The sequence below is a fragment of the Micromonospora sediminicola genome (assembly GCF_900089585.1).
Taxonomy (GTDB): Bacteria; Actinomycetota; Actinomycetes; order Mycobacteriales; family Micromonosporaceae; genus Micromonospora; species Micromonospora sediminicola.
The window spans coordinates 901,756-923,916 of the sequence record NZ_FLRH01000004.1 but is presented as its reverse complement, the minus strand read 5'-3'; the positions used below and the strand labels follow the sequence as shown (position 1 = coordinate 923,916).

The window sequence follows — 22,161 nt, the reverse complement described above, 5'->3', positions numbered from 1 at the left end:
CCCCGGCACCAAGCCGGCCCACCCGGGCGCTTCGATCGAAGACCGGCCGCCTGAGCAGTTCCCGTGTCGTCGGCCGACGACGCGAAGGAGCACCACAGCACATGACCGAGACCAACCTCGGCACCGAATCCCGCACCGCCGTGATCGACAACGGGTCCTTCGGCACCCGTGAGATCACCTTCTCCACCGGCCGGCTGGCCCGGCAGGCCGCCGGCTCCGTCGTCGCCCAGCTCGGCGAGACGGTCGTCCTCTCCGCCACCACGGCGGGCAAGCAGCCGCGTGAGTCGTTCGACTTCTTCCCGCTGACCGTCGACGTCGAGGAGCGGATGTACGCCGCGGGCCGGATCCCCGGCTCGTTCTTCCGCCGTGAGGGTCGGCCCAGCGAGGACGCGATCCTCACCTGCCGCCTGATCGACCGGCCGCTGCGCCCCTCGTTCGTCAAGGGCCTGCGCAACGAGGTCCAGGTCGTCGAGACCGTGCTCGCGCTCGACCCGCAGCACCCGTACGACGTGGTGGCCATCAACGCCGCCTCCATGTCGACCAAGCTCTCCGGCCTGCCGTTCTCCGGCCCGATCGGCGCGACCCGGGTCGCGCACGTCGAGGGCCAGTGGGTCGCCTTCCCGACCCTGGAGGAGCTGGAGCGCGCCACCTTCGACATGGTCGTCGCCGGTCGCACCCTGCCCGACGGCGAGGTCGCGATCATGATGGTCGAGGCCGAGGCCACCCCGCACGCGGTGACCCTGATCTCGGGCGGCGCCACCGCGCCGACCGAGGAGATCGTGGCCAGTGGCCTGGAGGCCGCCAAGCCGGCCATCCGCGAGCTGTGCCGCGCGCAGAGCGAGCTGGCCGAGGTGGCCGCCAAGCCGGTCAGCGAGTTCCCGGTGTTCCTGGACTACCAGGACGACGTGTACGACGCGGTGGCCGACGTGGCCCGCGCCGACGTCACCGAGGCCCTGAAGATCGCCGGCAAGGCCGACCGCGAGGAGGCCCTGGACCGGATCAAGGCCAAGGTCGCCGAGGAGCTGGGCGGTCGGTTCGAGGGCCGCGAGAAGGAGCTGTCCGCCGCGTTCCGCTCGCTGACCAAGTCCGAGGTCCGCAACCGGGTGCTGCGTGAGCAGGTCCGCATCGACGGCCGCGGCCCGCGCGACATCCGCCCGCTGACCGCCGAGGTCGGCGTGCTGCCGCGGGTGCACGGCTCGGCGCTGTTCGAGCGCGGCGAGACCCAGATCCTGGGTGTCACCACGCTGAACATGCTGCGCATGGAGCAGATGGTGGACACGCTGTCCCCCGAGAACCGCAAGCGCTACATGCACAACTACAACTTCCCGCCCTACTCCACCGGTGAGACCGGCCGGGTGGGCTCGCCGAAGCGCCGCGAGATCGGCCACGGCGCGCTGGCCGAGCGGGCGCTGATCCCGGTGCTGCCGTCGCGCGAGGAGTTCCCGTACGCCATCCGGCAGGTCTCCGAGGCGCTCGGCTCCAACGGCTCCACCTCGATGGGTTCGGTCTGCGCCTCGACGCTGGGCCTGCTCTCGGCCGGTGTGCCGCTGAAGGCGCCGGTCGCCGGCATCGCCATGGGCCTCATCTCCGACGAGGTCGACGGCAAGACCCAGTACGTGACGCTGACCGACATCCTCGGCGCCGAGGACGCGTTCGGTGACATGGACTTCAAGGTCGCCGGCACGCGTGACTTCGTCACCGCGCTGCAGCTCGACACCAAGCTCGACGGCATCCCGTCGGACGTGCTGGCCGCCGCGCTCCAGCAGGCGCACGAGGCCCGGCAGACCATCCTCGACGTGATGCAGCGGGCCATCGAGGCCCCGGCCGAGATGTCGGACTACGCGCCGCGCGTCACCACCGTCAAGATCCCGGTCGACAAGATCGGCATGGTGATCGGCCCGAAGGGCCAGACCATCAACGCGATCCAGGACGAGACCGGCGCCGAGATCTCCATCGAGGACGACGGCACGATCTACGTCGGCGCGACCAACGGCCCGTCGGCCCAGGCCGCGGTGGACCGGATCAACGGCATCGCCAACCCGACCCTGCCGAAGGTGGGGGAGCGGTTCCTCGGCACCGTGGTGAAGACGGCCGCGTTCGGCGCCTTCATCTCGCTCCTGCCGGGCCGCGACGGCCTGCTGCACATCTCCAAGGTGGGCGACGGCAAGCGGGTCGAGAAGGTCGAGGACTTCCTCAACGTCGGCGACAAGGTCGAGGTCGAGATCGCCGACATCGACGCGCGCGGCAAGATCTACCTGGACAAGATCCGTCCGGAGGGCGCCGAGGCGCCGGCCGCCGGTGAGGCCGCCGGTGGCGAGCGTCCGGCCGGCCGGGACCGTGGCGGCGACCGCGGCCCGCGTGACCGGGGCGACCGCGGCGGCGAGCGCGGCGGTGACCGGGGCGGCGAGCGTCGCTCCGAGGGTGGCGAGGGCGGCGACCGTCCGCGTCGCCGGACCCGGCACAGCTGATCGACCGACCGGCCCGGGCGACGTGCGTCGCCCGGGCCGGCCCACGGCTCCAGGTCGCGCACGCGGGCTGGAGCCGTCGTTCGTTCCCCACCCCTCGTGGTACGGAGAGCAGGTTCCCGTGAGTTCGTCTTCCCCCGCGCCGGGACGGGCGGTCACCCGCACCCTCAGCGACGACCCACTCGGCGGCACCGTCCGGCGTACCGTGCTGCCCAGCGGGCTGCGCGTGCTCACCGAGGCGATCCCGGCGATGCGCAGCGTCTCGTTCGGCATCTGGGTGGCGGTCGGCTCACGGGACGAGACCGGCCCGCAGGCCGGCGCCGCGCACTTCCTGGAGCACCTGCTCTTCAAGGGCACCCGCAAGCGCACCGCGCTGGAGATCTCGTCCGAGATCGAGGCGGTGGGCGGCGAGACCAACGCCTTCACCACGAAGGAATACACCTGCTACTACGCCCGCGTGCTGGACGAGGACCTGCCGCTGGCCATCGACGTGATGTGCGACGCGGTGGCCGACTCGGTGCTGGCCGAGCCGGACGTGGAGACCGAACGCGGGGTCATCCTCGAAGAGATCGCCATGCACGACGACGAGCCCGGCGACGAGGTGCACGACCTGTTCGCCCGCGCGATCTACGGCGATCACCCGCTCGGCCGGCTCATCTCCGGCACCGAGGAGACGGTCACCCCGATGACCCGCCGGCAGATCCAGGGCTTCTACCGCAAGCGGTACGTCCCGCCGCAGATCGTGATCGCCGCCGCCGGGAACCTCGACCACGCCGCCGTGGTCAAGCTGGTCCGGCAGGCGCTGCGCGACACGCCGCTGGACACCGACCCGGCCGCGCCGGCGACGCACCGGTCGACCTCCCCGGCGGTACGCACGAAGCCGGCCACCACGCTCGTCGAGCCGAAGGAGACCGAGCAGGCCCACGTCATCCTGGGCTGCCCCGCCATCGACCGCACCGACGACCGGCGGTTCGCGCTCGGCGTGCTCAACAACGTGCTCGGCGGCGGCATGTCCAGCCGGCTGTTCCAGGAGATCCGGGAGCAGCGCGGCCTCGCGTACTCGGTCTACTCCTACGCCAGCCAGTACGCCGACAGCGGCGTCTTCGCCGTCTACGCCGGCTGCGCGCCCGGCAAGGTGGACGAGGTGCTCGACCTGACCCGGGCCGAGCTGGCCCGGGTGGCCGCCGAGGGCATCACCGAGGCGGAACTGGCCCGGGGCAAGGGGATGAGCAAGGGCTCGTTCGTGCTCGGGCTGGAGGACACCGGCTCCCGGATGAGCCGGCTGGCCAAGGGCGAGCTGCTCTACGGCAACCTGATGCCGGTGGACGAACTGCTGGCCCGGGTGGACGCGGTCAGCCTGGCCGACGTGAACGAGCTCGCCGCCGAGCTGCTCGCCCGGCCGATGTCGCTGGCCGTGGTCGGCCCGTTCGACGAGGGCGCCTTCACGCGCTGACCGGCGTCCCGCTGGTCGGTCCGCGGCGTGGGCGGCGTCCCGATTGGGATAGGTTGTGCCCCGTGACTGACGTGCGGGAGAAGGGCCCGGCCGAGGCGGCCCGGGTCGGCGTGCTGGGTGCCCGGGGCCGGATGGGCATGGAGGTCTGCAAGGCGGTCGACTCCGCCCCCGACCTGGACCTGGTCGCGGCCGTCGACCAGGGTGACGACCTGATCGCGGTCGCGGACGCCGGGGCCGGGGTGGTCGTCGACTTCACCACCCCCGACGCGGTCATGGACAACCTGCGCTTCTGCGTCGAGCGCGGCATCCACGCCGTGGTCGGCACCACCGGCTTCACCGAGCAGCGCCTGGCGCAGGTGCGCGACTGGCTCGCCGACCGGCCCGGGGTGGGCGTGGTGATCGCCCCGAACTTCGGCATCGGCGCGGTCCTGATGATGCAGTTCGCGGCGCGCGCCGCCCGGCACTTCGAGTCGGTCGAGATCGTCGAGCAGCACCACCCGCGCAAGCTGGACGCGCCCAGCGGCACCGCCACCCACACCGCCCGGCTGATCGCGGCGGCCCGCGCCGAGGCCGGCCTCGGCCCGGCCCCGGACGCCACCCGCGACGAGGTGGCCGGGGCCCGCGGCGCCGACATCGACGGGGTACGCGTCCACGCGGTCCGCGCCACCGGCCTGGTCGCCCACCAGGAGGTGCTGTTCGGCACCACCGGGGAGACGCTGACCATCCGGCACGACTCGTACGACCGGGCCTCGTTCATGCCCGGCGTGCTGCTGGCCGTACGCGAGGTGGTCCGCCGGCCGGGCCTCACCGTCGGCCTGGACGCCCTGCTGGACTGAGCGCGCGCCGCGCCGGCGTCGGCCGCCGGCCCGCGGGTGCGCAACGGCGATCAAGCGGTGCCGCGCGCGGCGGGTGCAGGCTGAGCGCATGAACCGGAACGACGGACTCACCGGCCTCCTGGACGTCCTCCAGGCCGCGCTCGACGATCCGGCGGCGAGCCCGGGCGGCCTGGCCGCTCGGGCCCACCTGTCCCGGTTCCACTTCGACCGGCTGGTCGCCGCGGCCACCGGGGAACCGCCGGGCGCGCTGCGCCGCCGGCTGCTCCTGGAACGCGCGGCGCACCGACTCACCACCAGCGGCCGGACCGTCCTCGACATCGCCGTCGAGGCCGGGTACGGCTCGCACGAGGCGTTCACCCGCGCCTTCCAGCGGTCGTACGGCCTCGCCCCGACCGCCGTCCGGCGGCGCCCGCCGCTGACCTTCCGCGAGCTGGAGCTGCCCTGCCCCAGCGGCGTCCACTTCCAACCGCCCGGCGGCCTGCGGCTGCCGGCGGCACGTCAGGAGACCCCGATGAACGTTTTCCAACACCTGGTCGACCACCACGTCGAGACACTCGGCGCCATCATCGACCGCGCCGGCCGCCTGGACGACCGGGTGCTCGACCGCCCCGTCACCGTGTCCGTGGAGACCATCGACGAGCAGCCGACGCTCCGCTCGCTGATCAACGCGATGGTCACCCAGGAGGAGCACTGGCTCTCGGCGCTGCGCGGCGGCGAGTGGCCCGACGAGAGCGACACGTCGGTGAGCGGCCTGGCCGCCCGGCACGCGGTCGCCGGGCGGGACTGGCGGGACTTCGTTGCCCGGACACTGGCCGCCGGCACCCTGGCGGACACCTTCGTCGACACCACCTGCACGCCCCCGACCACCCACACGCTGGGCGGCACCATCGGCCACGTGATCACCTTCGCCGCGGTACGCCGCACCCTGGCCATCGGCGCCCTGCACAGCGCCGGCGTCACCGAACTCGGCGCCGGCGACCCGCGACCGTACCTCGACCGCGCCGCACTCGCCCCGACCGACTGACCGTCCCGACCCGGGGCCGGTGGGTCGACCGCCGCCGGTCCCCCGGCATGCCGGTCGGGGCGTGATATCGGCGAAACCGATGGCCGGCGGGTGGGACCGACCCTAGGCTGACCGCCATGATCGACTCTGGAGAGCACGACCGGCTCGGCCGCCGGGTGAGCCTGCGACCGGTGGACGACGACAACTGGCGGGCGGTGGCGGACGTGGCGCCCCGTGACGACCAGCGCGCCTTCGTCGCGGCGTTGGCCGCCCGCTACCTGCTGCTCACCATGCACTCGGACGTGTGGAACTCGCTCGCCGTGTGTGCCGACGACGTCGTGGTGGGACACGTCATGTGGGGCGTGGACGACGACGGCTCGCGGTGGATCGGCGGCATGGTGATCGACGCCGCCGAGCAGGGCCGGGGGCTGGGCCGCGCCACGGTGCGGACGCTCACGGCCTGGTTGGCCGAGGCCGGCCAGCCGATCCGCCTCAGTTACCACCCGGACAACGCCCCCGCCGCCGCCCTCTACACCTCCCTGGGCTTCCACCCCACCGGCGACATGGAGGACGACGAACTGGTAGCCGAACTCCCCACCCCCTGACCTCCCCGAACCCACCCCACCCCACACCGCCCGACGCAAACCCCTTGATCACCGCCCCTCCCTGCCGGGCGGGCGGGGCGAGCCGGTTGATCATGAAGTTGGCGGCGGTGAGGGAGATCGAAACTGCCGCCAACTTCATGATCAACGAAGTGAGGTGGGCGCGGCGCGGCGCGGTTGCTGGGGGATCAGGGGCGGGGGAGAGGGGTTTCGGCGGGTGGGCGGGGGGTGGGGATGTGCAGGGCGGCGGGGAGGTCGGTCAGGGTGGGGTGGCCGGTGTGGTCGACCGAGACTGTGACCGGGGAGCCGGCGATCCGCAGGCCGGCCGCGCTCAGCGCGCCCAGCTCGGGCCCGGCCAACGGGCGCAGGTCGACGCGGCCGTTCGGCACGTCCGGGTAGACGCCCAGGCCGGCTTGGAGCAGCAGCACGGCCGCCGCCGCCGACCAGGCCTGCGGACGGCAGGCCGCCGGGTACGGCACGGGCCGACCGAGGGCCGACCGGTCGTCCCCGCCGTACAGCTCGGGGAGGCGGTAGTCGAACGCCTCGGCGGCGGCGAGCAGACCGTCGGCGAGCCGCAGCGCGGCCGCGCGGTGCCCGGCGCGGGCCAGCCCGGCGAGCACGATCGCGGTGTCGTGGGCCCAGATCGACCCGCAGTGGTAGGACAGCGGGCTGAACCCGGCGTCGTCGGTGGACATGGTGCGCAGGCCGAAGCCGCCGGCCAGCGCCTCGGTGGAGAGCAGCGCCGCGACCTGCGTCGACTCGGCGTCCGACAGCAGGCCGGTGCCGAGCAGGTGCCCGATGTTGCTGGTCAGTGAGTCCACCGGGCGCTTGTCCCGGTCCAGCGCCAGCGCCGGCTGCGGACCGTGGCGACCGTCCACCCAGAACGCGGCGCGGAACCGCTCGGCGAGCCGGTCGGCGTAGGCGCGCCAGCGGTCCGCGCCCGGGCGGCCGAACGCGTCCAGCAGGTCGGCGCCGTTGGTCGCGGCCTGGTGCGCGTACCCCTGCACCTCGGCCAGCACGATCGGCGGCGCGGCGAGTCGGGCGTCCCGGAAGCGCACCGCGTCGCCGGAGTCCTTCCAGCCCTGGTTGGCCAGGCCGTGGCCGGTGGTGTCGATGTACTCGACGAAGCCGTCGCCGTCGGCGTCTGCGTGTTCGTCGAGCCAGCGCAGCGCCGCCTCCAGATGCGGCAGCAGCGGCTCGACCTGGTCGGCGGGCAGGCCCCAGCGCCAGGCGTCGTGCAGCAGCCCGACCCAGAGCATGGTCGCGTCGACGGTGCCGTAGTAGGCGGGCGGCAGCCGCATCCCGTTGTCGAAGGACAGCTCGTGGCGGCGCAGCTCGTGCAGGATCTTGCCGGGCTGCTCGCCGGTGGCCGGGTCGACCCGGGTGCCCTGCCGTCGGGCCAGCACCCGCAGCGTGCCGGCGGCCAGGTCGGTGCCGAGCGGCAGCATCATCCGGGCGGCCCAGAGGCTGTCCCGGCCGAACAGGGTGAGGAACCAGGGCACGCCGGCGCCGAGGAAGACGTCCTCCGGGTGTGCCGGCTCGGCCAGCCGCAGCCCGCGCAGGTCGGCCAGGGACCGGTCGAGCAGCCGCAGCAGGCGGCGGTCGTCGGCGTCGACCCGTGGCTCGGCCCAGCTCGCGGCGGCCGGCGCGGCGCTCACCACGGCCCGTGGGTCGGCGACGTCGAGCCGCCAGCGCAGCGTGACCGAGGCGCCCGGGTCGACGGTGACCGGCCAGCTCAGGCGCGGCGCGACGGCGCGTTCGCCGGCGGCGTCCACGGTGGCGTCCGCGCCGGTCACGGTCACGGTGAGGCCGTCGGCGGCCCACTGCACCCGGCCCGGCTCCCCGGCCTTGGCCTCCAGCGGCTGGCCGGCGTGGCCGGCCTTGACCTGCTCGACCGGGGCGAGGTCGCAGGCCAGGTCGACGGTGACCGTGGTGCGCACCGGCTCGGCGGCGGTGGACGTCACGACGATCTCCTCGGTCAGCCCGCGCGCGCCGGCCTGCCGGATGCGGTCGACACGGACGGTGGGGTCGGGGGTGGGGTCGCCGAGCCAGCGGGCCAGGCCGACGAAGCGGGCGCCGTGCGGGCCGACCGCGCCGCCGCCGATCGACTCCGGCTCGCGGTCGTCGAGGCGCAGCTCGGCGCGGGAGAGCACCCGGGCGTCGGCGTGGAAGACGCCCTGGACGCCGTGCGGCCGGAGCTGACCGGCCGCGTCGCCGAGCGCGCTCGTGGGGGCGTGCACCACGCCGACCAGGTCGTGCAGCAGCGGTTGGAGGTGGCGTTCGGTCACGAGGGGACTCCTGGTGCTGATCGGTGGCGACGGACGTCTTGACAGATGACCGCGGCCGGTGCAAAGTGCGAAACATTCCAGAAACTTTGAACGTTCTAATCCTGCCCCATCGGGATTGGATCGTTCAAGGCGGCGAGAGGGATTTCGTGGGAGAAAAGGTAACCATCGCGACGGTGGCCCGGCACGCCCAGGTCAGCCGGCAGACCGTCTCCAACGTGCTCAACGCGCCGCACATCGTCCGCGAGGACACCCGGCAGCGGGTACGGGAGGCGATCACGGCGCTCGGCTACCGGGCCAACCAGGCCGCCCGGCAGATGCGGACCGGCCGGTCCCGGCTCATCGCCGTCCGCATCGAACCCACCCGGGACGGCATCAACGGCTCGGTGCTCGACCGCTTCCTGCACGGCCTCACCGAGACCGCCGACGCCGGCGGCTACCGGGTCCTGCTCTACACCGCCCGCGACGACGACCAGGAGATCGCCACCTACGACGCCCTGCTCGGCGCGTACGACCTGGACGCGTTCGTGCTCACCGGCACCAAGCACGGTGACCCGCGCACCGCGTGGCTGGCCGAGCGCGAGGTGCCGTTCGTGACCTTCGGCCGGCCCTGGGACGCACCGGACGCCCACCCCTGGGTCGACGTGGACGGCGCCGCCGGCACCGCCCAGGCCACCCGGCACCTGCTCACCGCCGGTCACCGCCGGATCGCCTTCCTCGGCTGGCCCGCCGGCTCCGGCGTCGGCGACGACCGGCGCGCCGGCTGGCGTACCACGATGGCGGAGGTCGGCCTGGACGGCGCCGCGGCGGACCGCGCCACCGAGGACGGCATCGCCGAGGGGGCGCGCGAGTTGCGCGCGTTGCTCGCCCTCGACGCGCCGCCGACCGCCGTGGTCTGCGCCAGCGACTCGCTGGCGCTCGGCGCGTGGCAGGCCGCGCGCGAGACGGCGACCGACGTCGCCGTCGTCGGCTTCGACGACACCCCGGTGGCCGCCGCGGTCGGGCTGAGCAGCGTCAGCCAACCGCTCGGTGAGGCCGCCGCCCGCTGCGTCGAGCTGCTCACCGGGCTGCTCGACGGGCAGCAGCGCGACCCCCAGCTGCTGCTGAGTCCCTCGCTGGTGCTGCGGCACTCGGCGTGATCCCATCCCCCACCAGGAGAATCAGATGACACCTCGCACGATCACCCGGGCCGCGTTGGCGGGCGTCGCCGCCGTCGCGCTGCTCGGCTCCGCCGCCTGCGGCAGCGGCTTCGACGACTCGGCCGGCGACACCAAGCAGTCCAGCGGCCCGGCCAGCCTGCAGATCCTGATCGGCTCCTCCGGCGACGCCGAGACCAAGGCCGTGCAGGAGGCCGCCGCGAAGTGGGCCGGCTCCTCCGGCAACACCGCCACCGTCACCCCGGCCCAGGACCTCACCCAGCAGCTCGGCCAGGCGCTGGCCGGCGGCACCCCGCCGGACGTCTTCTACGTCGACGCGGCCCGGTTCGCGGACTTCGCCAGCGTCGGGGCGCTGGAGCCGTACGGCGACAAGGTGAGCAACACCGGTGACTTCTACGAGAGCCTGCGCACCGCGTTCACCTACGACGGCAAGCTCTACTGCGCGCCCAAGGACTTCTCCACCCTGGCGCTCCAGATCAACACCGACCTGTGGACCAAGGCCGGCCTGACCGACGCGGACGTGCCGACCACCTGGGACCAGCTCACCGCCGTCAGCCAGAAGATCAAGGCGAAGGGCCAGGTGGCGCTCGCGCTCGGCGACACCCGGGACCGCATCGGCGCGTTCCTGGTGCAGAACGGCGGCTGGCTGATGAGCGCCGACGGCAAGCAGCCGACCGCCGACACCCCGGAGAACCTCCAGGCCCTCCAGTACGTCAAGTCGCTGCTCACCAACGGCTACGCGAAGTTCCCCAAGCAGCTCGACTCCGGCTGGTCCGGTGAGGCGTTCGGCAAGGGCAAGGCCGTGATGACCATCGAGGGCAACTGGATCAAGGGCGCCCTGCAGAACGACTTCCCGAAGGTGAAGTACAAGGTCGTCCCGCTGCCGGCCGGTCCCAAGGGCCAGGGGACGCTCTCCTTCACCCAGTGCTGGGGCATCGCCGCCAAGTCCAAGTACAAGGAGCAGGCGATCAAGTTCGTCGAGGCGATGACCGCCGGCGAGCAGCAGATGGCGTTCGCCAAGGCGTTCGGCGTGATGCCGTCCCGCCAGTCCGTCAGCGGCCAGTACACCAGCGCCTTCCCGGCCGACAAGCCGTTCATCGACGGCGCCGCGTACGCCCAGGGTCCGGTGAACGCGCCGAAGATGGACAGCGTGCTGCGTGACCTGGAGGCCGGCCTCCAGGGCCTGGCCACCGGCGACCCGAAGACCATCCTGGCCAACTTCGACAAGAACGCCAAGGCGGCGCTCGGCGGCTGAGGTGTAAGGAGGGGCCCCTTGTTAACAGACGGGTGTTAAGAGGGGGCCCTTCCTTTCACCTCCCCCGGGAAGGGAGAGGGAGTGGCAACGGACACGCTCGCCGCGCCGGGCACCGCCTCGGCCGGCCCGCCGCGCCGCCGCCGCGGCGGTATCCGCGGCAACGAGAACCTCGCCGGCTGGCTCTTCGTCGCGCCGGTGATCGTGATCCTCGGGCTCTTCCTGCTGCTGCCGATCCTGATGGCGCTCTGGGTGAGCCTCACCGACTGGAACGGCCAGGGCAGCCCGTTCACCGGCGACGTGCCGTTCGTCGGCGGCGACAACTACTCGCGGCTGTTCACCGAGGACGGACTCGCCCGCCGCGACTTCATGACCGCCATCCGCAACAACATCTACTACGTCGGGATCGTCGTGCCGGTGCAGACCGTGCTCGCTCTCGGTCTCGCCCTGGTGGTGAACAACCGGCTGCTCAAGGGGAAGGGCTTCTTCCGCAGCGCCTTCTACTTCCCGTCGGTCACCAGCTCGGTGGCGATCAGCGTGGTGTTCCTCTTCCTGTTCGCCAACTCCGGCGCGGTCAACCGGCTGCTCGGCCTGCTCGGTCTCGACGGCCCCGAGTGGTTCGCCGACGGTCGGGGCGTGCTGCACCTGCTGTTCGGCGCGTTCGGGATGAACGAGCCGCCGGCCGCGCTCACCTCCGGCGGCCCGCTCGGGCTGACCTGGTGGGACTGGCTCTCCGGGCCGAGCGTCGCCATGACGTCGATCATCTGCCTGGTCATCTGGACCACCTCGGGCACGTTCATGCTGATGTACCTGGCCGCCCTGCAGAACGTGCCAGTGGCGCTGGACGAGGCCAGCACGCTCGACGGCGCCAGCCGCTGGCAGCGCTTCCGCTACGTCACCCTGCCGCTGATCAAGCCCACCACGTTCCTCGTGGTCACCCTGGGACTGATCGGCTCCTGGCAGGTCTTCGACCAGGTGTACGTGATGAGCCAGGGCGACCCGGCCAAGACCACGCTCACCCCGGCGTACCTTTCGTACCGGACCGCGTTCCGGGACTTCGACTACGGGTCCGGCGCGGCCATCTCGTTCGTGCTGTTCCTGATCATCATCCTGCTCACCCTGTTCCAGCGCCGGCTGATGGCCGACCGGGACGGTCCCCGGCGCGGCCGGTGGTGGCGTCGACGCGTACCGGAGGGGTCCTGACATGGCCGTGCTGACCGACCGGCCGGCGCCCGTCGCCCGCCGCGGCGACCGCGGGACGCGCGCCCGGGTCAATCGCGTCCTCGGGTACGCGGTTCTGATCTTCTTCGGGCTGGTCTTCCTCTACCCGTTCGTGATCCAGCTCGGCAACTCGCTCAAGACCGAGCCGGACGCGGCGGCCAACCCGCTGTCGCCGTTCCCCGACCCGCTCACGCTGGCCGGCTTCGAGCGGATCTTCTCCGGCACCAACTTCCCGCTCTGGCTCGGCAACTCGCTGCTGGTCACCGTGCTGGTCACGCTCGGCCGGGTGTTCTTCGACTCGCTCGCCGGCTACGCGCTGGCCCGGCTGCGGTTCCGGGGCCGGGCCGGGCTGTTCGCCGCCGTCATCGCGGTGATGGCGGTGCCGGGCGTGGTGCTGCTGATCCCGAAGTTCCTGGTGCTCAAGCAGATCGGCCTCTACGACAGTTACGCCGGCCTGATCGTGCCGCTGCTCGCCGACGCGGCGGGCGTGTTCATCATGAAGCAGTTCTTCGAGTCGATCCCGGTCAGCGTCGAGGAGGCGGCCCGGATCGACGGCGCCGGGGTCTTCCGCACGTTCTGGTCGGTGGTGCTGCCGATGGCCCGGCCGGCGCTGATCACGCTGACCATCCTGTCGTTCCAGGGATCCTGGAACGAGTTCCCGCACAGCCTCGTCTCGGTCCAGGACCCGGATCTGTTCACGCTGCCGCGCGGACTGGCCGACCTGGTCAGCGGCTCGCTCGGCAAGGGCACCCAGTATCCGCTGAAGCTCGGCGCGGCGCTGCTGGCCACCATCCCGGTGGCGGTGCTCTTCGTCATCTTCCAGCGCTACTTCGTGCGCGGCGCCAACGAGGGCGCGGACAAGGGCTGATCCGCGCTGGCGGTCCCGCCCCGTGCCGGGACCGCCAGCGCGCCGGCTCAGCTCTCCTCGATGACCGACATGACGTTGCCGGCGGGATCGGTGAACCAGGCGATGGTTGGCCCGTTGCCGCGCATGATCCCCTTGTCGTCCTGCGGCATGCCGTCGTACCGCTCCAGCCGTACGCCGCGCGCGACCAACCCGTCGACCGCCCGGTCGACGTCCGGGACGGGGAAGTTGAGCACGGTGTAGCTCGCCGGGCGGTGGTCGGGCTTCGGGTAGACGAGCACCGGCCGGTCGCCGGCCAGATGCAGCGTCAGGATCCCGCCCATGTCGTCGTCCCGGGAGACCCGCAGCCCCAGCACGTCGGCGTAGAAGCGCTGCGCCCGGTCCGGGTCGTCCACCGAGAACCCGCTGAACGCCTTCGTGTCGCCGAACATGATCCGCTCCTCACTCTGGCCTGTGTCGTGCCTACCAGGGTCGGACCGGTGCCGGGGCGGAAACTCATCGGTCGGCGGGAGACCCCTCCGGGTCCGTCGCCGCCTCGTCGGGAACGGCCACGTGCAGCCGGAGCTGGGGAACCAGCATGTCGTCCACGTCCAGCGCCCGGGTCGCGCCGTCCGGCTCCCAGCCGGTCGAGCCGAGGAACGCCCGGGTCGCCGCGTCGGCGTCGAACGCCCAGGCCACCGCCCGGGTGAAGCGGTCGGTACGCCAGTGCTCGACGGCGGCGGCGAGCAGCCGGCTGCCGTGCCCCCGCCGGCCCCATCGGGGCTCGACCAGCAGGTCGGTCACCGCCACCACGCCCGAGGCGAGGGCGTCGGCCGGCTCGCCCGGGGCGAGCGCCTCGGCGTCGGCCGGACCGGAGGCGGCGAACCCCACCAGATAGGATTGCGCGGCCTGTTCGACGGCGACCAGCACCCGGTGCGCGCCCGAGGGCGGCTCCTGCACCGCCGCGCTCCACCGCCGGGCCAGGTAGGCCTCGTCCAGGTTGTCGAGCACGTGCCGGGGCAGGATCCGGCGGTACGCGACCCGCCAGGTCGCGAGCTGGATGCGTGCGATCTCGGCGACGTCCTCGGGACGCGCGGGGCGGACGTAGCCTGCAGCCATGGCACGTGAGCCTACGCAGGGCGAGGAGGGTGACGGTGGCGCAGGGTGCCGGGCGGACGATCGCGCAGGTCGCCGCCGTGGCGGCGCTCGCCGCGGCGGTCACCGTGTTCCTCTCCGTGGCGGCGGTGCGGCACGGCTTCTTCGACCTCAACGTCTACTACGGGGCGTTGACCTTCTGGGTGCACGACGGCGGGGAGATCTACGACTTCCTCAAGGCCGGCACCCAGTACGGCTTCACCTACCCGCCGTTCGCCGCGCTGGTCATGCTGCCCATGGCGTACCTGCCGTGGAACGCCGCGATCGTGGTGAGCGTGACCGCGACGGTGCTGGTCAGCGCCGTGGTCATCTGGTGGCTGCTGGACCCGGTGGCCCGCCGGTCCGGCTGGACCCGCTGGTTCACCCTCGCGGTGGCGCTCTGCCTGGCCGCCGCGTACGAGCCGATGCGCGAGACGGTCAACTTCGGCCAGGTCAACATGCTGCTGCTCTTCCTGGTGGCGGTGGACCTGCTGTGGCTGTTGCCGGCGCGCAACCGCTGGGCCGGCGTGGGCATCGGACTGGCCACCGCGATCAAGCTGACGCCGGGCATCTTCATCGTCTACCTGCTGGTCACCGGCCGCTGGCGGGCCGCCGCGACCGCGGTGGGCACCGCCGCCGTGGCCACGCTGGTGGCCGCCGGTCTGTTCCCGGACGCCTCCCGGGAGTTCTGGACCGAGGCGCTGTGGAACACCGACCGGGTCGGTGAGCTGGCCTTCGTCTCCAACCAGTCGCTGCGTGGGGTGGTCGCCCGGCTGGACCCGCAGCACCCGAGCACGATCGCCTGGCTGCTGCTCGTACTCGTGACGCTGGTGATCTGGGGTTGGCGGTGCCGGCGGGCGGTGGCCGCCGGCGACGAGGCCACCGGGCTGGCCCTGACCGGCGCGGTGATGTGCCTGGTCAGCCCGGTGACCTGGGTGCACCACCTGGTCTGGCTGCTGCCGGGGCTGATCCTGCTGGTCGACAACGGCATGGCCGCGCGCGGCCGACGCCGCCGTCTGCTGCTGGCCGCCGCCCTGGTCGGCTACGCGCTGCTGTGCAGCCGGATCGTCTGGTCCTGGGAGAAGGACTTCACCGGGGTGGACGGCTTCCTGGGCAGCAACACGTACGTCTGGATCAGCCTGGCGCTGCTGCTCGGCCTGCCGATCCGGCGTTGGGCGACGCCGGTGCGTTCCGACGGGCCGGCGGGGTCAGTCGTCGAGCCGGGCGGTGTAGCGCAGCTCGCGGAGCAGGACCGGGGTGCGTCCGCCGGCCAGCGGCACCGGATAGGCGGACTCCTCGCCGTCCGGTGAGTGCCCGGCCCGCTCGTAGAAGCGGCGGGCCCGCGCGTTGTCGGCGAGCACCCAGAGCCGGTAGCCGGTCCAGCCCCGCTCGGCCAGGCCGGCGCGTGCCGCGGTGAGCAGCGTCCGACCGACGCCCGAACCCCAGTACGCCGGCTCCAGGTAGATCGCCAGCAGCTCGCCGTGCGCCGGGTCCAGGTCGCCGCGGTCCTGGTTGTTCCGGTACGGCCCGAACGTGGTGAACCCGGCGACCAGGCCGTCGTCCTCGGCGACCAGCGTGGTGAACGGGTGGTCCGGGTCGGCGGTGCCGAGGTCGCGACGCCGCTGCGCCCAGGCGCGCGGGTTGAGTCGGTTCAGCACCTCGTCGGGCATGATCCCGGCGTAGCCGGCCTGCCAGCCGTGGATGTGCACCCGGGCGATCGCCTCGGCGTCGTCCGGCTCCTCCCGGCGAATGGTGAGCACCTGTCCGTTCTATGCCCCGACGGGCGAACAGTCCAGCCGCCGCTCCCGGGTGATGTCGGAGGGCTGGATTAGGGTCGCCCACGATGGCCGTACCGGAATCGCTCTCCCTCGCCCAGGCCCGGCGGATCGCCCTGGCCGCCCAGGGCTTCGCCGACCCGGCGCCCGCCGGCGTGCCCACCCGACGACACCTGCGCCGGGTGCTCGACCGGGTCGGGTTGATCCAGATGGACTCGGTCAACGTGCTGCAACGCGCGCACTACCTGCCGCTCTACAGTCGCCTCGGCCCCTACCCGACCGCCCTGCTCGACACCGCGGCCTACCGCCGTCCGCGGGAGCTGTTCGAATACTGGGCGCACGAGGCGTCGCTGGTCCCGGTGCGGCTGCACCCGGCGCTGCGCTGGCGGATGGCCAAGGCGCGCGACGAGGCCTGGGGCGGCATGCGCCGGATCGCCGAGGAGCAGCCCGAGCTGGTGGCATGGGTGCGCGACGAGGTGGCCGCCCGAGGGCCGCTCACCGCCGCCGAGATCGAGCACGACGCGCCGCGTGAGACCGGCAACTGGGGCTGGAACTGGTCCGCCGTGAAACGGGCGTTGGAGTTTCTCTTCTGGGCCGGCGAGGTCACCGCGGCCGACCGCACCAACTCCTTCGCCCGCCGCTACGACCTGCCCGAGCGGGTGTTGCCGGCCGCCGTGCTGGACGCGCCCACCCCCGCCGACGCCGACGCGCACCGCACCCTGGTGTCGATCGCGGCCCGGTCGCTCGGCGTCGCCGCCGAGCCGGAGCTGCGCGACTACTTCCGGCTGCCGGTCGCCGGCGCCCGGCGCGCGGTCGCCGAGCTGGTCGAGGCGGGCGAGCTGACCCCGGTCACGGTCCAGGGCTGGCGGCAGCCGGCCTACCTGCACGCCGACGCCCGGCTGCCCCGCTGGGTGCGGGGCAACACGCTGGTCAGCCCGTTCGACCCGCTGGTCTGGGAGCGGGGCCGCACCGAGCGGCTGTTCGGCTTCACCTACCGGATCGAGATCTACGTGCCGGCGCCGCAGCGGGTCCACGGCTACTACGTGCTGCCGTTCCGCCAGGGTGAGCGCTTCACCGCACGGGTCGACCTCAAGGCCGACCGGAAGGCCGGCGCGCTGCTGGTGCCGGCCGCCTGGGTGGAGCCGGGCGCCGACCCGGGGGAGACGGCGGTGGCGCTCGCCGCCGAGCTCTACCGGCTCGCCGGCTGGCTCGGCCTGGACGCGGTCGCCCCGCCGGCCGCCGGTGACCTGGCCGCGCCGCTGGCCGCCGCGTTGGTGGGCGTGGCGGGTGTACGGTGAGCGCGTGACGAGCGTTGACCGGCCTGCCACCGTGACCGACCCGCACCCGGAGACGCACCCGCACCACCCCTATCCGCCGGTCGAGCCCGACCGGTTCACCCGGATGGTGCTGCGCCTGCACGCCCGCGCCCCGCGCTGGGCGGTGCCGCTGGCGGCGCTGGGCTGCGTCGGCCTCGGCATGGCATACGCGCTGATCAGTGACCCGACCCAGAGCGACCCGGACGCCCGGCCGACCTGCCTGCTCAAGCTCACCACCGGGCTGGACTGCCCGGGGTGCGGCGGCACCCGCGCCCTCTGGTACGTGCTGCACGGCGACCTGCCGGCCGCCGCCCGGCACCACTTCCTCTTCGTCTTCGCGCTGCCGTTCCTGGCCTGGCTCTTCGCCGCCTGGGCCGGCAACCGGGCGTTCGGGTGGCGGCTGCCCGAGCCGCGCTTCAGCCCCAAGGTGATCGGTGGTTTCCTGGCCGCCTGGGCGGTCTTCTCGGTGGTCCGCAACCTGCCGTGGGCGCCGTTCCCCTCGCTCTACGTCTGACGGGCTCGCCCGCGCGGCCGGCTCGCGCGGTGCCGCCGAGCCACCTGGGCCGCCGGGCGCGCACCCGGGGCGACGGCGGTGGCTGGGTTGGCGACGGCGGTGGCTGGGGTGACGGCGGTGCCGGGGTGACGGCGGTGCTGGGGGCGACGGCGGTGCTGTGGGGGACGGCGGTGCTGTGGGGGACGGCGGTGCTGGGATGACAGCGATGCTGGCTCCGGAGTGCCTTTCGAGCTGAGTCGTTGGTGATATCGCCGATGCCGATGCCGATGCCGATGCCGATGCCGATGCCGATGCCGCGCCGGGAGGTGCAACGTTGCAACGGGCCGTGCCTAACTTGCGCCGGACCCGTGCCGACGTTACGCCGGGCCTACGTTGCGCCGGGCCCTACGTTGCGCCGGGCCGTGCCGACGTCGCGCGTCGCGATGCCGATGTCGGGGTCGGCCATTCCCGAGGTCGCGCTCGGCGGTGCCGATGTCGTGGTCGGCCGTTCGTCCGTCGTGCTCCGCCGTACCGACGTCGGTGCTGTCGTCCGGTGCCCGACCTTCCGGAGGGAGCGGCGCCGGGCCCGGCGGAGCGGTGGAGACAACGGTCCGGACAGGCCGCCGCCGCGTAACGGGGGCGGGCCGGCGATATCACCGACGACTCAGCTCGAAAGGCACTCTGCCGAGGAGTCCGGCCCGGGCGGGACGCCGGGGCGAGAGCTTGGACACGCGTGGGCGGAGTGCCTCCTGGTCGACCGCGTGGCCGATTTCCCCCGCCGGGCCGGGGGCAACTACAGTCCTCGGCATGCCGGAGATGGTGCAGCCCCAGGTCAAGCTGATCGCGTGGACCCAGTTCCAGGCGCCGGACGACGTGCCGTGGTCGACCGACGCCGACGGCGGTCAGGCCCTCGCCGAGTTCGCCGGCCGGGCCTGCTACCAGAGCTGGAAGAAGCCAAACCCGGCGACCGCGACGAACGCCGGCTACCTGGCACACATCCTGGACGTCGGCCACCTGAGCGTGCTGGAGCACGGCTCGGTGAGCTTCTACTTCAGCGGCGTCTCCCGCTCGTTCACCCACGAGCTGATCCGGCACCGGCACTTCTCCTACTCGCAGCTCTCCCAGCGCTACGTCCCCGAGCGGGACGCGGCGATGGTCGAGCCGGCGGTGATCGCCGACGACCCCGAGCTGCACAAGAAGTTCGTCGAGGCGTCCGAGGCGGCGGTGCGGGCGTACACCGAGTTGCTGGAGGGGCTGGAGGCCCGCTTCACCGACGAGCCCAACCCGACGCTGCGCCGTAAGCAGGCCCGCCAGGCGGCCCGGGCCGTGCTGCCGAACGCGACCGAGACCCGGATCGTGGTGACCGGCAACTACCGGGCCTGGCGGCACTTCGTCAAGATGCGCGCCACCGAGCACGCCGACGTGGAGATCCGCGAGCTGGCGGTCGAGTGCCTGCGGCAGCTCCAGGGCGTCGCGCCGAACGTCTTCGCCGACTTCGTGATCTCCACGCTGCCGGACGGCACCGAGGTGGCGGCGTCGCCGCACGCCGAGTGACTCGTCGCCCTTCGCCGCCGGGCCACCGGTGGTCGTCCGCTAGGTTGTGAACATGACGCACGACCACCCTGCCGCCCCGGAGCGGGGCCCGTCGCGCCCGTTCGGGCGAGTGATCACGGCCATGGTGACCCCGTTCACCCCGGACGGGGCGCTCGACCTCGACGGCGCCGCCCGGCTGGCCCGCTATCTCGTCGACGAGCAGGGCAACGACGCGCTGGTGCTCAACGGCACCACGGGCGAGTCCCCGACCACGACCGACGCGGAGAAGGAGACGCTGATCCGCGCGGTCGTCGAGGCGGTCGGTGACCGGGCCCGCATCGTCGCCGGGGTGGGCACCAACGACACCCGGCACACCGTCGAGCTGGCCGCGCAGGCCGAGAAGGCCGGCGCGCACGGTCTGCTCGTGGTCACGCCCTACTACAACAAGCCGCCGCAGGCCGGGCTGCTGCGCCACTTCACCACCGTCGCGGACGCCATCGGGCTCCCGGTCATGCTCTACGACATCCCGCACCGCTCCGGTGTCGCGATCGCCACCGACACGCTGGTGAAGCTGTCCGAACACGGCCGGATCGTGGCGGTCAAGGACGCCAAGGGCGACCTCACCGCCACCTCCTGGGTGCTGGCCCGCAGCGACCTCGCGTTCTACAGCGGCGAGGACGCGCTCACCCTGCCGATGCTGTCGATCGGCGCGGTCGGCGTGGTCGGCACCTCCACCCACTTCACCGGGGTGGGGACGAAGCAGATGATCGAGGCGTTCGAGGCCGGCGACACGGCCGGGGCGCTCGCCCTGCACCGGCGGCTCCTGCCGCTCTACACCGGCATCTTCCGCACCCAGGGCACCATCCTGGTCAAGGCCGGACTGGCGACCCAGGGTCTGCCGTCCGGCCCGGTACGACCGCCGCTGGTCGAGGCCACCGGCGACGAACTGGCCCAGCTGCGCGCCGACTGCGCCGCGGCGGGCCTGCCCCTGCCCGAATGATTCAACGACACGACGGACGCCGCGCGACGGCGTCGCAGAATGAGGTGACGCGTGACCGAGGCGCACATCGAGGGTGAGCTGCCCCCGCCGCTGCCGGAGGGCGGCCTGCGGATCATCCCGCTCGGCGGACTCGGCGCCATCGGCCGGAACATGACCGTCTTCGAGTACGACGGCAAGCTGCTCATCGTCGACTGCGGGGTGCTCTTCCCCGACGTCGAGCAGCCCGGCGTGGACCTGATCCTGCCCGACTTCGGGCCGATCCTGGACCGGCTGGCCGACGTGCAGGCGATCGTGCTCACGCACGGCCACGAGGACCACATCGGCGCGGTGCCGTACCTGCTCGCCCACAAGCCGGACATCCCGCTGGTGGGTTCCCAGTTCACCCTCGCGCTGGTCGAGGCGAAGCTGGCCGAGCGGCGGATCCAGCCGTACACGCTGACCGTGCGGGAGGGCGGCCGGGAACGGCTGGGCCCGTTCGAGTGCGAGTTCTTCGCGGTGAACCACTCGATCCCGGACGCGCTGGCGGTGGCCATCCGCACCCCGGCCGGCCTGGTGCTGCACACCGGCGACTTCAAGATGGACCAGCTCCCGCTGGACGGGCGGATCACCGACCTGGCCGGTTTCGCCCGGCTCGGCGCCGAGGGCGTCGACCTGCTGCTCTCCGACTCGACGAACGCGGAGATCCCGGGGTTCGTCACGCCGGAGCGGGAGATCGGGCCGGTGCTCGACTCGATCTTCGCGAAGGCCAAGGGGCGGATCATCGTCGCCTCGTTCGCCTCGCACGTGCACCGGGTGCAGCAGGTCTTCGACTCGGCCATCGAGCACGGCCGCAAGGTCGCGCTGATCGGCCGGTCCATGGTCCGCAACATGGGCATCGCCCGCGACCTGGGCCTGCTCAACATCCCGCCCGGCCTGGTGGTCGGCATCGAGGAGGCCACCAACCTGCCGCCCGAGCAGATCGTGCTCATGTCCACCGGCTCGCAGGGCGAGCCGATGAGCGCGCTGGGCCGGATGGCCAGCGGCGACCACCGGCACATCACCATCGCGCCCGGCGACACCGTGGTGCTGGCCTCGTCGCTGGTGCCGGGCAACGAGACCTCGGTCTACCGGGTGATCAACCGGCTGGCCCGGGCCGGCGCCGTGGTGGTGCACAAGGACGTGGCCAAGGTGCACGTCTCCGGCCACGCCCCGGCGGGCGAGCTGCTCTACCTGCTCAACGTCGTCCGCCCGAGCAACCTGATGCCGGTGCACGGCGAGTGGCGGCACCTGCGCGCGCACGCCCGGCTCGGCATCGAGTCCGGCGTCGCGCCGGACCGGGTCGTGCTCTGCGAGGACGGCGACGTGGTCGACCTGGTCGAGGGTCGGGCCAGCCTGGTCGGGCGGGTGAAGAGCCGCTACGTCTACGTCGACGGCCTCGCCGTGGGCGACGTCAGCGAGTCGCTGCTGACCGAGCGGCGGATCCTCGGCGACGGCGGCTTCATCGCCACCACCGTGGTGGTCGACTCGGTCACCGGCAAGGTGGTCGCCGGGCCGACCGTCTCGGCGAAGGGCTTCTCCGAGGACCCGGCCGCGTTCAACCCGGTGATCCCGCTGGTCACCGAGGCGCTGAACCGGGCCGCCGCGGACGGCATCACCGACCCGCACCAGCTCCAGCAGATCGTCCGCCGCACGGTGGGCCGCTGGGTCAACGACGCGTACCGGCGCCGCCCGATGATCGTCCCGACCGTCGTCGAGGTCTGACCGACCGCGCCCGAGCGCCGGCCCACCGTCCGCGGTGGGCCGGCGTCGTCGC

At 73.0% G+C, this 22,161-nt stretch carries 20 protein-coding genes; 16 read left to right on the top strand and 4 right to left on the bottom strand.

What is annotated here, in order from left to right; translation table 11 throughout:
* Nucleotides 1–101 precede the first annotated feature (101 nt).
* The 5 genes from GA0070622_RS25745 (at nt 102) to GA0070622_RS25725 (ending at nt 6,362) form a co-directional block, all read left to right on the top strand.
* Nucleotides 102–2,468: a polyribonucleotide nucleotidyltransferase gene (locus GA0070622_RS25745; protein WP_091579925.1), complete on the top strand. Its 2,367-nt coding sequence runs from the start codon at nt 102–104 to the stop codon at nt 2,466–2,468.
* Nucleotides 2,469–2,586: 118 nt separating this feature from the next.
* Nucleotides 2,587–3,918 carry a M16 family metallopeptidase gene (locus GA0070622_RS25740; protein ID WP_091583997.1) on the top strand — a complete coding sequence of 444 codons (1,332 nt, stop codon included), beginning with the start codon at nt 2,587–2,589 and terminating at the stop codon, nt 3,916–3,918.
* 62 nt (nt 3,919–3,980) lie between these two features.
* Complete coding sequence (dapB, locus tag GA0070622_RS25735; RefSeq protein WP_091579922.1) at nt 3,981–4,754, top strand: 4-hydroxy-tetrahydrodipicolinate reductase; 774 nt, start codon at nt 3,981–3,983, stop codon at nt 4,752–4,754.
* 88 nt (nt 4,755–4,842) lie between these two features.
* Complete coding sequence (locus tag GA0070622_RS25730; RefSeq protein ID WP_091579918.1) at nt 4,843–5,778, top strand: helix-turn-helix domain-containing protein; 936 nt, start codon at nt 4,843–4,845, stop codon at nt 5,776–5,778.
* 116 nt (nt 5,779–5,894) lie between these two features.
* Entirely contained in the window at nt 5,895–6,362 is a 468-nt protein-coding gene (locus GA0070622_RS25725; RefSeq protein ID WP_091579915.1) for a GNAT family N-acetyltransferase, read from the top strand.
* Between the two features lie 185 nt (nt 6,363–6,547).
* Here GA0070622_RS25725 and GA0070622_RS25720 read toward each other — a convergent pair whose 3' ends face one another.
* On the bottom strand, nt 6,548–8,647 hold the full coding sequence (locus GA0070622_RS25720) for an amylo-alpha-1,6-glucosidase (RefSeq protein ID WP_091579912.1): 2,100 nt from the start codon (nt 8,645–8,647) through the stop codon (nt 6,548–6,550).
* Between the two features lie 146 nt (nt 8,648–8,793).
* Between GA0070622_RS25720 and GA0070622_RS25715 the strand changes: the two genes are divergently transcribed.
* The 4 genes from GA0070622_RS25715 (at nt 8,794) to GA0070622_RS25700 (ending at nt 13,142) form a co-directional block, all read left to right on the top strand.
* Nucleotides 8,794–9,783: a LacI family DNA-binding transcriptional regulator gene (locus GA0070622_RS25715; protein ID WP_091579907.1), complete on the top strand. Its 990-nt coding sequence runs from the start codon at nt 8,794–8,796 to the stop codon at nt 9,781–9,783.
* Between the two features lie 25 nt (nt 9,784–9,808).
* Nucleotides 9,809–11,056: a sugar ABC transporter substrate-binding protein gene (locus GA0070622_RS25710; RefSeq protein ID WP_091579903.1), complete on the top strand. Its 1,248-nt coding sequence runs from the start codon at nt 9,809–9,811 to the stop codon at nt 11,054–11,056.
* A gap of 81 nt (nt 11,057–11,137) precedes the next feature.
* Nucleotides 11,138–12,256, top strand: coding sequence for a carbohydrate ABC transporter permease (locus tag GA0070622_RS25705; protein ID WP_091579899.1), 1,119 nt, complete (start codon nt 11,138–11,140; stop codon nt 12,254–12,256).
* 1 nt (nt 12,257) lies between these two features.
* Nucleotides 12,258–13,142: a carbohydrate ABC transporter permease gene (locus GA0070622_RS25700; protein ID WP_091579895.1), complete on the top strand. Its 885-nt coding sequence runs from the start codon at nt 12,258–12,260 to the stop codon at nt 13,140–13,142.
* A 47-nt stretch (nt 13,143–13,189) separates the two neighbouring features.
* On the opposite strand, the gene GA0070622_RS25695 is transcribed toward GA0070622_RS25700, so the two are convergent.
* Nucleotides 13,190–13,570 carry a VOC family protein gene (locus GA0070622_RS25695; RefSeq protein WP_091579890.1) on the bottom strand — a complete coding sequence of 127 codons (381 nt, stop codon included), beginning with the start codon at nt 13,568–13,570 and terminating at the stop codon, nt 13,190–13,192.
* Between the two features lie 64 nt (nt 13,571–13,634).
* Nucleotides 13,635–14,237 carry a GNAT family N-acetyltransferase gene (locus GA0070622_RS25690; RefSeq protein WP_091579886.1) on the bottom strand — a complete coding sequence of 201 codons (603 nt, stop codon included), beginning with the start codon at nt 14,235–14,237 and terminating at the stop codon, nt 13,635–13,637.
* Between the two features lie 35 nt (nt 14,238–14,272).
* On the opposite strand from GA0070622_RS25690, the gene GA0070622_RS25685 reads away from it, so the two are divergent.
* Nucleotides 14,273–15,562 carry a glycosyltransferase family 87 protein gene (locus GA0070622_RS25685; protein ID WP_091583993.1) on the top strand — a complete coding sequence of 430 codons (1,290 nt, stop codon included), beginning with the start codon at nt 14,273–14,275 and terminating at the stop codon, nt 15,560–15,562.
* Here GA0070622_RS25685 and GA0070622_RS25680 read toward each other — a convergent pair.
* On the bottom strand, nt 15,461–16,012 hold the full coding sequence (locus tag GA0070622_RS25680) for a GNAT family N-acetyltransferase (protein WP_091579882.1): 552 nt from the start codon (nt 16,010–16,012) through the stop codon (nt 15,461–15,463). The two genes, GA0070622_RS25685 and GA0070622_RS25680, sit on opposite strands and share 102 nt — an antisense overlap.
* Nucleotides 16,013–16,095: 83 nt before the next feature.
* Here GA0070622_RS25680 and GA0070622_RS25675 point away from each other — a divergent pair, with 83 nt between their 5' ends.
* The 6 genes from GA0070622_RS25675 (at nt 16,096) to GA0070622_RS25655 (ending at nt 22,109) form a co-directional block, all read left to right on the top strand.
* Complete coding sequence (locus tag GA0070622_RS25675) at nt 16,096–17,325, top strand: winged helix-turn-helix domain-containing protein (RefSeq protein ID WP_091579878.1); 1,230 nt, start codon at nt 16,096–16,098, stop codon at nt 17,323–17,325.
* The gene (locus GA0070622_RS25670; RefSeq protein ID WP_091583990.1) at nt 17,315–17,857 is read left to right on the top strand and encodes a DUF2752 domain-containing protein; all 543 of its coding nucleotides are present in this window, start codon (nt 17,315–17,317) and stop codon (nt 17,855–17,857) included. The genes GA0070622_RS25675 and GA0070622_RS25670 overlap by 11 nt, the downstream gene beginning before the upstream one ends.
* Before the next feature lie 29 nt (nt 17,858–17,886).
* A complete protein-coding gene (locus GA0070622_RS32700; protein WP_176710572.1) occupies nt 17,887–18,057 on the top strand; it encodes a hypothetical protein in 171 nt (56 codons plus the stop codon).
* A 595-nt stretch (nt 18,058–18,652) separates the two neighbouring features.
* Nucleotides 18,653–19,390 carry an FAD-dependent thymidylate synthase gene (thyX, locus tag GA0070622_RS25665; protein ID WP_091579874.1) on the top strand — a complete coding sequence of 246 codons (738 nt, stop codon included), beginning with the start codon at nt 18,653–18,655 and terminating at the stop codon, nt 19,388–19,390.
* 52 nt (nt 19,391–19,442) lie between these two features.
* Complete coding sequence (gene dapA / locus GA0070622_RS25660) at nt 19,443–20,369, top strand: 4-hydroxy-tetrahydrodipicolinate synthase (RefSeq protein WP_091579870.1); 927 nt, start codon at nt 19,443–19,445, stop codon at nt 20,367–20,369.
* A 51-nt stretch (nt 20,370–20,420) separates the two neighbouring features.
* The gene (locus GA0070622_RS25655) at nt 20,421–22,109 is read left to right on the top strand and encodes a ribonuclease J (RefSeq protein WP_091579866.1); all 1,689 of its coding nucleotides are present in this window, start codon (nt 20,421–20,423) and stop codon (nt 22,107–22,109) included.
* Nucleotides 22,110–22,161 lie beyond the last annotated feature (52 nt).

What these genes read in the sequence shown, in the direction of transcription:
- GA0070622_RS25745 (WP_091579925.1), top strand. Translation starts at nt 102, where the DNA reads ATGACCGAGACCAACCTCGGCACCGAATCCCGCACCGCCGTGATCGAC.
- GA0070622_RS25675 (WP_091579878.1), top strand. Translation starts at nt 16,096, where the DNA reads ATGGCCGTACCGGAATCGCTCTCCCTCGCCCAGGCCCGGCGGATCGCC.
- GA0070622_RS25700 (WP_091579895.1), top strand. Translation starts at nt 12,258, where the DNA reads ATGGCCGTGCTGACCGACCGGCCGGCGCCCGTCGCCCGCCGCGGCGAC.
- dapA (WP_091579870.1), top strand. Translation starts at nt 19,443, where the DNA reads ATGACGCACGACCACCCTGCCGCCCCGGAGCGGGGCCCGTCGCGCCCG.
- GA0070622_RS25710 (WP_091579903.1), top strand. Translation starts at nt 9,809, where the DNA reads ATGACACCTCGCACGATCACCCGGGCCGCGTTGGCGGGCGTCGCCGCC.
- thyX (WP_091579874.1), top strand. Translation starts at nt 18,653, where the DNA reads ATGGTGCAGCCCCAGGTCAAGCTGATCGCGTGGACCCAGTTCCAGGCG.
- GA0070622_RS25730 (WP_091579918.1), top strand. Translation starts at nt 4,843, where the DNA reads ATGAACCGGAACGACGGACTCACCGGCCTCCTGGACGTCCTCCAGGCC.
- GA0070622_RS25690 (WP_091579886.1), bottom strand. Translation starts at nt 14,237, where the DNA reads ATGGCTGCAGGCTACGTCCGCCCCGCGCGTCCCGAGGACGTCGCCGAG.
- GA0070622_RS25695 (WP_091579890.1), bottom strand. Translation starts at nt 13,570, where the DNA reads ATGTTCGGCGACACGAAGGCGTTCAGCGGGTTCTCGGTGGACGACCCG.
- GA0070622_RS25725 (WP_091579915.1), top strand. Translation starts at nt 5,895, where the DNA reads ATGATCGACTCTGGAGAGCACGACCGGCTCGGCCGCCGGGTGAGCCTG.